Here is a 12,639-nt window from a genome sequence, read left to right as displayed (position 1 = left end):
TTTTAGTGGTCGCTTTATGGTCTGGTGATTTTTTATTGTTGCTGCTATTTTCATCGGTGCTATTGTTTTTATTAGTGCTCTTGTCATTGGCATGGTTAGTCATAAATTTCCCTAAATGTTACAATTAAAGATATAGAATAATCTAATGAGGCGGCAAATACAGTGTTGGTTAGTGATTATTTGTGAACCGAAAGTCATTGAACCTCATTAGAGGCAAGCCTCTGCGCTATATTTATCCTACTTTGGCATATCTAATTGAGTGTGCTTTTACTATAAATCAGACAGCTATTAAGTGCCTTATTGACCACACCATAGTACGCAGACTATAGCAGTTTTACCAAAAATTCTCATACAATAAAACTCGCACCCCATAAAAAATGATAAGACGGCATCTAAGCGACCTTATCATTTTTCTTACTGGTAATAGCCGGTCAACTTTCAAATTAAACAGCCGCTTTGGCTTTCGTCTTGAATTAAACAGCTACTTAGCCTGGCTGTCTTCTTCAAGTTTACGTAAATCTTTATGTAGAATTTTACCGACGTTCGACTTCGGTAGCTCATCGATAAATTCAACATGACGTGGGCGTTTATAACCGGTCAAATTCTCTTTGGCGTAGGCAAGGACTTCCTCAGCAGTCAAGCTAGCATCTCGACGTACCACATAAATTTTTGGCGTCTCGCCACTTTTCTCGTCTTCAATACCAATGACTCCGCACTCTATAATCTGCGGATGACCGGCCATAACATCTTCAACTTCATTCGGATAAACGTTAAAACCAGAGACCAAAATCATGTTCTTTTTGCGATCAACAATAGTCACATAACCGGCTTCATCCATAATACCGATATCACCGGTACGGAAAAATCCGTCATCAGTCATTGATTCGCGCGTGGCTTCTTCGCGGTTCCAGTAGCCCTTCATCACCTGCGGACCACGAACACCAATCTCACCGCGCTCGCCAAGTGCCACTTCATTACCATCATCATCTAAAATCGCGATGTCAGTAGCAGGCATCGGTACCCCAATAGTGCCGGTAAAAGTCGCACTACTCAAAGGGTTGGCTGTTGCTACTGGTGACGTTTCCGACAGACCATAACCTTGGACAATAATATTACCCGTTATCTGGCGCCATTTTTCTGCGGTTGCTCTCACCACTGCCATACCGCCGCCCATCGACATACGCAACTTACTATGGTCCATTGCTTTAAATTCTTCATTATTAGCAAGGGCATTAAATAACGTATTTACTGCTGGAAAAAACGCGGGTGGATGGTTTTTATAGGCTTTTAATAAGCTATCAAGGTCACGCGGATTAGGTACTAACAGTCCGATACAACCACGATAGAGACCGAACATACCGCAGGTGGTAAAGGAGAAAATATGATATAGCGGTAAGGCAGTCATAATTACCGCCTGCTCACCCCTATCGTCAAAATCATCAAAAGCAGTACCCAAAAAGGTATCGCACTGGATAAGGTTTGCTACTAAGTTTTTATGCGTTAGCATTGCACCTTTAGCGACCCCAGTTGTACCACCAGTGTATTGTAAAACGGCAATATCATCGAGGCCAATACCATTTGGACGCTTGTATTGGCTCATCGTTACTTGTTTCAACATATTTTTAAAACTAACGCTACCAGCGATTTTATAATCGGGCACCAGTTTTTTGACGTGGCGAACGACGGTATTGACCATAAAGCCTTTGAGCGCACCCATCAAATCACCCATACCAGTAATAACGACATGATCGACCACTTTGCGACCGATATTTTGGTAAGTTTTGGCAAAGTTTTCGACCATGATGAGGGCTTTTGCCTCAGAATCAGTCAGCTGATGCTCAAGCTCCTTAGTAGTATATAAAGGATTGACGTTAACTAAGGTGAGGCCCGCTCGCAGTACGCCAATGACCGTGACCGGTAATTGCAAAATATTAGGCATCATTACTGCCACTTTATCGCCTTTCACCAGCCCTAATGACTGCAAATAAGCAGCAACTTGCCGGCTATAAAGGTCTACTTCTTGAAAAGTCAGTTCAGAACCCATACACACAAAGGCGGTTTTAGCGCTATATTCAGCAAAGCTTTTCTCAAAAACATCAATAAGCGAGGTATTGTCCGCAGGTAAATCAATATCGTAAGTCAGTCCAAGCTCTTCATAGGTTTTGAGCCAAACTTTATCATCACGACGGGTAAATTTGCTTTGAGCTTGACTGTCCATAACCTGATTATCCATAATCTAATTTCTCCCAATAATAGTACGCTATAGCGATGAATGTCCACTTATTCCTTAACATACACACTTTGAACAAACTACTCAATAACAAAGATTGCTGCTTGAGTTCGCACAATTTTTTGGTGGTTGATATTTATAATTTTATTGAGCCTTTAACTATTTATTATATAGTCGCCTTCACTGTTTTTTCGATTTGACAGGTTCGCATATGGCACGTCATTTCCTGTCGTCTATTATGGACAACACCTTTTTAATTATGTTGATTTCCTTTACGATAGCGCTATCTTATTTTTATATTCAGTAGGGTTTAAATAACTTGCACGGTATCGAATGCGCCCTTATCTATATAGAAACTTGTATCATAGTGCCTTATATTTATACCCATTACTCTATTTGCATTAGCATTACTCTATTTGCATTAGCATTACTCTATTTGCATTAGCATTACTCTATTTGCATTAGCATTGCTCTATTTGCACTACCTATTGTTCACTACCTTTCAAAACTGATAAGCGAAACCTATTTTATGCCTGATGTTATTGATAATACCACTAATCCCATCATACCTAACGATGCGATGGACACCCGTTCCGTGGCGGAATTCACTGAGCAAGCCTATCTGAACTATGCCATGTACGTCATCATGGACCGCGCGCTACCTAATATTGCCGACGGTCTGAAACCGGTTCAACGGCGCATTATTTATGCGATGAGCGAGCTGGGACTTAAATCAACTGCCAAGCCTAAGAAGTCTGCGCGTACAGTCGGTGACGTGCTGGGTAAATACCATCCGCATGGTGACAGCGCTTGTTATGAAGCCATGGTATTAATGGCGCAACCGTTCAGCTATCGTTATCCGCTGATTACCGGTCAAGGTAACTGGGGCAGTCCTGATGATCCCAAATCCTTTGCGGCCATGCGTTATACCGAAGCGAAAATGTCCGCCTATGCCAATACCTTACTAGCAGAATTAGGACAAGGAACGGTCGATTGGCAAGATAACTTCGATGGCACCATGCAAGAGCCCACTACCTTGCCGGCGCGCCTGCCTAACATCTTATTAAATGGTACAACGGGTATTGCCGTTGGTATGGCAACCGATATTCCACCGCACAATCTCAATGAAGTCGTACGCGCAGCTATTCGGCTACTCAAAAACCCCGATCTTTCGGTCAAGCAATTGGCCCAATCCATACCGGCACCGGATTTGCCAACTCCTGCGGAAATTATTACCAATAAAAAAGACTTGCAAGCGATTTATGAAAGCGGACGCGGCAGCTATAAAATGCGCGCCACTTACCATATCGATGACAAAGAGAAAAACCTCGTCATCATCGACGCGCTACCCTACCAAGTCTCGGGTAATAAAATCCAAGAGCAAATCGCCAAATTAATGATGGATAAGAAATTACCTTGGGTCACGGATATTCATGATGAATCAGATCATGAAAATGCCTGCCGAATAGTTTTAGAGTTGCGCTCTACAAGAGTCGATGTCCAACGGGTAATGAGTCATTTGTTCGCCAGTACTGATCTTGAAAGTAATTACCGCGTTAATATGAATATGATTGGGCTTAACGGTAAGCCACAAGTTAAAAACCTGAAAGAGATATTAGAAGAATGGCTCATCTCTCGCCGTTCAGTAGTGATGCGTCGCCTGCAATATCGTCTCGATAAAATTGATAAGCGCCTGCATATCTTGTCGGGTTTATTAATCGCTTATCTCAATATTGATGAAGTGATTCGTATCATTCGTGAAGAAGACGACCCAAAATTAGCATTAATGACTGGCTATGAGTTAACGGATATTCAAGCCAATGCCATCTTAGATATTCGTCTCCGTCAATTGGCAAAATTAGAGGAAATGGAGCTAAGACGCGAGCAAGATGAGCTGGCAGCTGAACGCGCTATCCTACAAGAGCATTTAGATAATCCTGATAGTCTAACCAATCTCATCATCGACGAGCTGAATGAGGATATGAAAGCGCACGGTGACAATCGCATGTCGCCATTAGCAGAACGCGAAGAGGCGCAAGCCTTAAAAGAGTCGGATCTAGTACCCAGCGAGCCAATTACTGCCGTGCTGTCAAAAGCGGGTTGGATACGCGCTGCCAAAGGCCATGACGTCGATGCCGCTGGTATGAGCTATCGCTCTGGAGATGGCTACCAAGCCTACGCGCGCGGTAAATCTAATGAGAAAATATACGTCCTCGATAGTACGGGGCGCAGCTATAGTATTGACGCTCATAACCTTGCATCGGCTCGTGGTCAAGGCGATCCGCTCACCAGTCTGTTAAAACCAGCAGCCAATGCAAACTTTGAGCAATTATTAACCGGCGATAACGACCAACGTATTATCTTAGCCAGCTCGCAAGGTTATGGCTTTATTAATACTATTGGCAATCTAGATAGCAATCAAAAAGCCGGTAAAAAAATCATCAGCCTTGCTACTGACAGTCGCCTATTACCGGTAGCGCGTATCGATGCTCAAGTTGAAATGCATAGTAATTCAGAGAGTAATAGTAATGACAGCGTGGACAGTAACTCCCCTGACCATCTTGCCGTCGTCACTAATGCTGGATATTTACTGATATTCGCACTTGACGATTTGCCTGAACAGGCTCGCGGTAAGGGTAATAAAATGATTGCTCTAAAAGATAATGAAGAAGTGCTGGCCATTACGCCATTGCGTCAGCAAGACAGCTTAATTATCACAGCGGGTAAGCGTCATGTGACTCTCAAGCCGATGGACTTAGCTAATTACACGTCTAAGCGTGGTAGTCGTGGTAGTCAGTTGCCACGTGGTTTTCAGAATGTGAATTCGGTTGAGGTTGGCTAATTGGGTTTTTAAATAATTAACATTATTTGAAGGATCAAAGATGTTTGATGAAATTTTTAGTAAACCTTTCCTAATCAATGTTTTCGGTGGTTTTTTGGGAAGTGTACTCTTGGTTATTATAGCTAGACTATACAGGCAGTCATACAAACTGCCTGTGGTATTTAAGCACTATCGAATTTCATCTAGAAAAAAACAACTTATTAAAGTGAAAAATAATCGCCATGATGAACGTCACTATTTATATGAACTACAAAAATCTCAAAACTGGTTCATCATTTTCTTACTTGTATTTATAATCAACTTTCTATGGCTTATAAATAATAATATTACTGATCGTTCATTTTTCTCAGCTTTAATCTTCATGTTCCCAACATTTGTTATGGAGTTTATTTGGTTAAAAAAAACAAGTTATATTGAGGACCTGATAACATATCAAAAAGGAAGTCTAGAATGGGAAAAGCGCAGGCAACGTAAGAATAAGCGTAGGATCATTACATGAAAAGTTGAAATTTTGTAGTCTTATAGAGGCGTACCACGCACCTTTTAAATAATTATCCTAACATGTTGGCAAATGGAGCTTGTTCTGCTACTAATAGCCATACAAAATTACGCTACTGCCTATTCTGCGAAACCAACATATTAAAATAAAGGACAATCATGTTTATAGTAGATAAAGCAAATAATGCCAGTATGACTACCAAAACCCCTACCCCTAAAATCATATTTTTTGACATTGATGATACCTTAAGCCGTAACGGCATTATTGCCGAACACAACCAAGCAACGCTTGAGGAACTCGCCAAGACTGACATTAAACTGGTGATTTCAACAGGGCGTTCTAAAGCGATATTACCGCCTGATATTTTAGCCTTGCTTGACGCCAACGTGTTGGACGCCATCATCTGTATGAATGGACAATATAGCTTTAATAAAGACGGTATGATCAGTCATTATCCATTATCAGATGAGCAGAATAACAAGATTGTTCAGCTGTGCCAAAAAAGTGAACTCATCTACAAGTTTGACTCGGCGACTCATATTGCGTGGTCAAATGAGAATGAGCGACTGCGTGAATACAATGCGATAACACCAAACTCTATCCTTGACCCAGATTATTATAAGTCAAACCCTGTCTATCAATGTTCCGTATTTTTTAACAACCAAGAGGATAAAATGCAGGATGTTAACTTTGCTCAGGATGACTTAAAACTGGTTCATTGGCATCATGCTGGTGCAGATATATTGCCAATAGGATCGTCAAAAGCGCAAGGTATCAAGGACATGTGTCAGCATTACGCCATCGATGCTAGCGATTGTATGGCGTTTGGTGATGGTATGAATGACTTAGAGATGTTTGACCTGGTCGGGTTTGCCGTGGCAATGGGTGATGCGCAACCTGCCCTTATAGAGCGGGCCGATTTTGTCACCGGTACGATCGAGGAGCATGGTATACAAGCGGTGCTCAACCACTTACATATAGATCAGTAGCTATAGTGCGGATGTAATGAATGAAACTCACGAAATGATTATCAACATGGGTTCCGCTATCGCTGCTCAATCTCCTCCCAAACTTCAGAAAAAATAGCTTTCATATCATTCAGCATGGCGTGGGTAAGCGGTGTGGAGAAGTGACGAACGCCATGTAGCGGAATGCCGTCAACGCTGGTTCGAGCATAATAATCCATCATTTTCTCATTACCCTTGATATGAATCGGAAGCTTTTTAGCGGGGGCATCTGCACCTTTGTTATACAGAGCCATGAATCGATCAAACGTGCGCCAACCGATACAAACAATATGTTTTGGATTAATCTCTTTAATAGCAAATCGGGTCAATTCTTCGTGTTCAGTCTGCATACTTTTAGGAAGTCGCTTGATTTGCGCTTTTACCACGCTTTCCGTGGGACTGGCAAAATAGGACAGTAGACTGGTCTCAGCGCAGTGTTCAAGCTTGCTGGCATCGCCGCCGCATACGACATTCACTACACGTTTAGCAAAGCGATTGCCTTCTTTTGACTCCACAATGTATTTGCAAGCCTCTGGTTCATAATCGATAAAGCGAGTATCTGCTTTACGGCTTTCAATATCATCCCAGTTTCGGTGACCCGGATTAATACCGATGAATAGAATGTCAGGATTATCGGTTTGCCCCGTGATAAAACTACCATCAAAAAACAACGGATCATTTTCAGGTAAATGTAGATTGGCACGCTGCAAAAATTCGTTGATTCGTTGCTGTTTTTCAACTAAAAACTCGTTTGTTGAATACATAATTTAACTCACTTCTGTAATGATAAAATCACCTCAAACACTACTGGCACACCAGACATCCCTATCCATTCAACAATAAAAAACCCTTACCAATATTGAGCAAGGGTTTTTATTGTTTAAAACTCAGCAACTATTTATATAACCGTCTATCAAACTATAAATGACTATCTAGCTGGATAAAAAGTCTCTGAACCCGGTCCAACCGGTAGACCCAATACAAATACCCAAATCCAAAACAACAATACCCACCCAATCATAAATGCCATGGAATAAGGTAACATCATCGCCATCATTGTTCCGACACCCGTATCCTTTTTATAGCGAATCGCTACTGCCATAATAAGCCCAAAATAGCCTAGCATTGGAGTGATTATATTAGTCGTTGAGTCACCAATCCGATACGCTGCTTGAATCATCTCAGGCGCATACCCTGTGAGCATTAGCATGGGGACAAAAATCGGTGCAGTGATTGCCCATTGTGCAGATGCCGACCCTAACATCAGATTGACTAGCGCACAGATTAGGATAAAGCCGACCAATAGCAAAGGTCCGGTTAAGCCAATATCAGTGAGGAAGGTTGCCCCTGTTACTGCTACTATTGAGCCAAGATTTGACCAGCTAAAAAAGGCGATAAACTGTGCCGCAAAAAATACCAACACAATATAAATGCTGAGTGAGCTCATCGCATGACTCATGGCATCAACCACATCTTGGTTATTTTTCAGGCTGCCAGTAATTTTGCCATAAATATAACCAGGTAGTGCGAAGAACACAAAAATAAAGACCACAATGCCCTTCAGAAATGGCGAACCTGATACCAGACCCGTTTCAGCATTACGCAAGACGCCATCAGCAGGCACTATTGTCCATGCCAGTAATAAGCAAAATACCAGCATGCTTATTCCAGCCCAGATAAGTCCTTTTTTCTCAACTGACATTAAGCGCTCAATCTTAGTCTCTAATACTGAAGGATCGCCAGCCATATCAGGGTTGTATTCACCAAGACTGGGCTCAACGATTTTTTCAGTAACGAAATAACCAAGGCCCGTAATCAAGAAGGTACTGACCATCATAAAATACCAGTTGGCCTCTGCCCCAACGGTGTACACGGGGTCGATGATGCGTGCCGCCTCTTGGGTAATCCCTGACAACAAAGGATCTACCGTACCAAGCAATAAGTTGGCACTATAACCACCGGATACCCCAGCAAATGCGGCTGCCAATCCTGCCAAAGGATGACGGCCTAGCGAATGGAATATAACTGCCGCAAGTGGTATCAATACCACATAACCAAGCTCAGCTGCCGTATTCGACATGATGCCCGCAAAAACGACGGTCACAGTCACCATCTTTTTTGGCGCATTCATCACTAACCCGCGTAAAGCTGCCGATATCATACCAGAGCGCTCAGCAATACCTACGCCCAACAAGGCTACTAACACCGTACCCAGTGGTACAAAGCCCGTAAAGTTAGTGACCAAATTCTCAACAATACGTGCTAACCCCTCACCGTTTAGTAAGTTGACCACATGAATAATGCCATCTTCACTACGCCCTGTTGTACCTACTGGTCGTGGGTCAATCGCCGATACGTCTAAGTAGGAAAACAGTGCCGAGAGCACAAGTAACAGTACGGACATCCAGAGAAACAAAATCACAGGATGGGGTAGCAAATTACCCAGCCATTCAACGCCTTTTAAAAAGCGCTGCATACGAGAATTTCGGGATTTTACTTCAAAGTTATTATCTGGCGGACCGCCATTTGTTGAACTATCTTCTTGCATTAATCACTATTCCCTGTGGTTATTTTAGTGCATTTACTGGTTAGTAAAAATCATGGACAAAATTTTAAATTTAAACACAGTTCTGTAGCGGAAACAAATGCTTTTAATGGGTTATAACAACTATTAGTAATGAATAATAATAAAATAAAAACATATAGAGAGAACTACCTAACTATAGACAGTTCTTATTATAAATAATCTTCATTACTAGACAATATTAGGCTACTAACAAAAATTCGCCCTAACTCCTTCCACCACTTAACCAACCATAAACCTTACTACCAAGCTTATAAAATCCTACAATAATTAAAATAAATAATAAAGCAGCTAGCACATAAGCCAACCATGACGGCATACTTGTTAACCAACCAATCGTAAATGCTACACCTAGATATGCTTCTAGCGGCCATCTAAGAATTGGGACGGACATTCCTGCATTAAAGAACGCCATGATGGCAGATATACCTACGACAGCAGCGATGATTCCAGCAACTTTATGGTTGTTCATCTTGTCTCTCTTATATTTTTAATATCAATTTAATTAGTACACATATAAGCTCTTTTGTTATATTCTTTATTAAAACTTTATTTTAATGGCACGAATTTATTGATACTAACGACTTAATTTTAAACAACGGTCATCATAGCATGATTGTTCATTATCACGATGTGGCTCAATATTCGCTCTGCTCATACGCTTATTGGTTTGGGATATCAGCAGGATGACCATGCAAAGCCAAGTGAATTCAAGCAGTTGCCCTTTAAATTAAGGCACATAACAACCATAACAATAAAATTACAACTATTAATACCGTTTCAAAGCCGCTACCAATCATTTGTTATGCATCGATTTTTTACCTTTTTACCTTATTTAGGAGAGATATTTTGCCTCGATTATCATCCCGCCTGTCTACTAGTACGGCCTCTTGCGCCTCTATTCAAATGCTACCTAAGGCCCTGTTATGCGCCGCTGTTGGGCTAACACTTGCCAGCTGTAGCAACTCTGATAATACTGCCGCTGACGGTACGGCCGCCAGTGCTGAGACTCTGAACCTATATAACTGGTCAGAGTATATGCCACAAGAAATCCTCGAGGGCTTTAAAAAAGAGACGGGCATTAATGTTAACTATACTACCTTTGACTCTAACGAGGCGATGTACGCCAAACTAAAATTGCTCGATGATTCAAGCCAATACGATCTCGCTATTCCGTCGACTTATTATGTCGAAAAAATGGCAAAAGAAGGTCTATTGCAAGAGCTGGATAAATCTAAGTTAAGCAACTTTAAGAATCTTGATACTTCTTTTACCAATACCAAAGTGGATCCTGAAAATAAATATTCAATTCCCTATATGTGGGGCAGCACTGGCCTTGCCATTAATGGCGACGTCATTGACCCAGCAACGGTCAATAGCTGGAATGACCTCTGGCGTCCTGAATATAAAAACCAGGTGATGCTAATGAATGATATGCGCGAAGTGTTTGGGATGGCGCTATTGACCCTCGGTTATTCCGGTAACAGCAGAAATCCTGAGGAAATTAAGGCCGCTTATGATAAGCTCACGACCCTGATGCCCAATGTTAAAACCTTTAACTCAGATGCCACCCGTATCCCGTATATCGAAGGGGAAACCAATATCGGTATGACATGGAATGGGGAAGCGGTCATGGCCAATAACGAAGGCTTAACCAGCTTAGTTTATAAATTTCCTAGTGAGGGCGCAATTCTTTGGATGGACAATTTTGTCATTCCCAAAAACGCCAAGCAAGTCGATGCCGCATATAAATTTATCGACTATCTCTTGCGTCCTGAGAACGCTAAGATCGTTAGTGAAGAAATCGGTTATGCTTCGCCCAACTTGGCCGCACGTGAGCTGATGCCAGAAGATGTTAGGAATAATCCAGTCATTTATCCCAGTCAAGAAGTGCTATCGAAAGCAGAATTCCAAGAAGATGTCGGTGACGATGCGCTGCAAGTTTATCAGCAGTATTGGGACAAGCTAAAAACCAGTCACTGATATAATGACCCACTTAACTCTATAAACTAAAAAAACGCTGACAGATAACTGTCAGCGTTTTTTAATGCATTATAAATGTAAATCGGTCTCACCACCCTGATCTTCAATTCGGCGCTGTTCGCGGCGTTGATAACGGAGACCAGAAGCTGCAAACCAACGTGGCTTGTGGGTCTGTAATAAGTCACTCAGCCGCTGTAGTTGAGCTTGCAGGGTCTGGGTTAACCAAAAATAGCCTTGCCACTCAAAGGCTAGATGTTGCACGCTCGGGTACTCAGATACCTGAATACGAGTGATTGGCCGAAATACCTCATCATTTGGGCTGCGTAGTACCGCTGCGATGTGATGCATCGCTTGCGTTAACTCGTGCTGATAATGCATCAGCAAAACGTGATTGTCATCATCAATCTCAATATTCGCCAAGCGTGGCGCGGCACTTAATAATAAATCAATCGTGCCGATGATATTACGATGGGTACGCTGAATAGTCTCTATGGTCTCTTTATCAATTCCTGATTCGCTCGCGGTTGCGGCAATATGCGGACGCACCGCCAGCAGCCGTTTATTAATTTGCTGTAGCTCCTTAACCAAGGCTTTATTGACCGGCACGTCTGGTATGGTACTCCTAACAGGATAGGTCGAATTAATAATATTAGGTAAACTGGCGACTTTAGCGTACTGAAAAGGCTTAGCTGTCAAGGCCTCAGCATCGATATGATTGCCTACGCCTGCATATAGATTACTACAAGCCTCAAGATTACTTGCCATCAAAAACCGCCACATTAATGTCGATTTCAGTGGCAAAATTAAAGTTGCCGCTACGGCCACGCCAGCCCCAATTAAGATATTAAACGCCCGGTACAGACCATCTTTAGCGATATTACTGTGGTCAGGACTAGAGACAATCATCAACATCGTGATACCTGTCAGCAGACCAATATAACCCAACTGCTTGACCGCCACATAGCCAATAATACCGCTGATTATGCCGATAAGCACATAATATAACCACAGCAACGTTCCTATATCTTGGCTCAACCACAAAAACCCCAGCCCAACTATCACGCCTAGCAGCGTACCTAACACCCGCTCTTTGGCCTTGGTATAAATCGCGCCTTGATATTGTAATAGGCCTAAGATAACGAACACCGTAATGGTCGTCCATTCCCCATGTGGCAGATGCGTGACTCTATTTAGCGACAACGCCGATAATACTGCTACCCCTAAGCGTATGGCATGCAAGACGTCAGCGTGCTGATAGCGCGCATAAGGCTCAACAAGTGGTGCTGTAAATCGTTGCCAAACAGTCGGTTTCACGCAGAGGACTCTTCTTAAATAGTGGGTTTTTAACTGATAGATTACTAAGTAATAATTTTTTGAGTGATCAATAAACAAAATATTAAATATAGAGCAATGAGCACTATAAAATCAACAGATGATATCTATTAGGTATAGCAAGAAAAATAACGCCTAATACCTATTAAAGAACACTAGTAC

Annotated in this window: 9 protein-coding genes; 4 read left to right on the top strand and 5 right to left on the bottom strand. The window is 42.1% G+C overall.

Annotated elements, in window-relative coordinates:
• Window positions 1–481: 481 nt before the first annotated feature.
• The gene (locus JMY06_RS03380; protein ID WP_201616338.1) at window positions 482–2,218 is read right to left on the bottom strand and encodes an AMP-binding protein; all 1,737 of its coding nucleotides are present in this window, start codon (window positions 2,216–2,218) and stop codon (window positions 482–484) included.
• 541 nt (window positions 2,219–2,759) lie between these two features.
• On the opposite strand from JMY06_RS03380, the gene parC reads away from it, so the two are divergent.
• The 3 genes from parC (at window position 2,760) to JMY06_RS03365 (ending at window position 6,560) form a co-directional block, all read left to right on the top strand.
• Window positions 2,760–5,072: a DNA topoisomerase IV subunit A gene (gene parC, locus JMY06_RS03375; protein WP_201616219.1), complete on the top strand. Its 2,313-nt coding sequence runs from the start codon at window positions 2,760–2,762 to the stop codon at window positions 5,070–5,072.
• A 40-nt stretch (window positions 5,073–5,112) separates the two neighbouring features.
• Entirely contained in the window at window positions 5,113–5,571 is a 459-nt protein-coding gene (locus JMY06_RS03370) for a hypothetical protein (protein ID WP_201616217.1), read from the top strand.
• 158 nt (window positions 5,572–5,729) lie between these two features.
• The gene (locus JMY06_RS03365; RefSeq protein ID WP_227672140.1) at window positions 5,730–6,560 is read left to right on the top strand and encodes a Cof-type HAD-IIB family hydrolase; all 831 of its coding nucleotides are present in this window, start codon (window positions 5,730–5,732) and stop codon (window positions 6,558–6,560) included.
• 56 nt (window positions 6,561–6,616) lie between these two features.
• Here the strand turns inward: JMY06_RS03365 and JMY06_RS03360 are convergent, their stop codons facing one another.
• The 3 genes from JMY06_RS03360 to JMY06_RS03350 all read right to left on the bottom strand — a co-directional run bounded on the left by JMY06_RS03360 (window position 6,617) and on the right by JMY06_RS03350 (window position 9,634).
• A complete protein-coding gene (locus JMY06_RS03360) occupies window positions 6,617–7,342 on the bottom strand; it encodes a hypothetical protein (protein ID WP_201616215.1) in 726 nt (241 codons plus the stop codon).
• A gap of 164 nt (window positions 7,343–7,506) precedes the next feature.
• A complete protein-coding gene (locus JMY06_RS03355) occupies window positions 7,507–9,126 on the bottom strand; it encodes an AbgT family transporter (RefSeq protein ID WP_320157840.1) in 1,620 nt (539 codons plus the stop codon).
• Window positions 9,127–9,367: 241 nt separating this feature from the next.
• Complete coding sequence (locus JMY06_RS03350) at window positions 9,368–9,634, bottom strand: hypothetical protein (RefSeq protein ID WP_201616213.1); 267 nt, start codon at window positions 9,632–9,634, stop codon at window positions 9,368–9,370.
• A gap of 377 nt (window positions 9,635–10,011) precedes the next feature.
• On the opposite strand from JMY06_RS03350, the gene JMY06_RS03345 reads away from it, so the two are divergent.
• Window positions 10,012–11,145 (top strand): ABC transporter substrate-binding protein, encoded by a 1,134-nt coding sequence (locus tag JMY06_RS03345; protein ID WP_265087862.1) that lies wholly within the window; start codon window positions 10,012–10,014, stop codon window positions 11,143–11,145.
• A gap of 69 nt (window positions 11,146–11,214) precedes the next feature.
• On the opposite strand, the gene JMY06_RS03340 is transcribed toward JMY06_RS03345, so the two are convergent.
• Window positions 11,215–12,459 (bottom strand): FUSC family protein, encoded by a 1,245-nt coding sequence (locus tag JMY06_RS03340; protein ID WP_201616211.1) that lies wholly within the window; start codon window positions 12,457–12,459, stop codon window positions 11,215–11,217.
• Between the last annotated feature and the right edge of the window lie 180 nt (window positions 12,460–12,639).

Origin of the sequence: Psychrobacter urativorans, from assembly GCF_904846675.1 — a bacterium.
GTDB classification, from domain to species: domain Bacteria; phylum Pseudomonadota; class Gammaproteobacteria; order Pseudomonadales; family Moraxellaceae; genus Psychrobacter; species Psychrobacter urativorans_B.
Note: the sequence above shows the minus strand (reverse complement) of the source record. Positions and strands in the feature narration are given on the sequence as shown.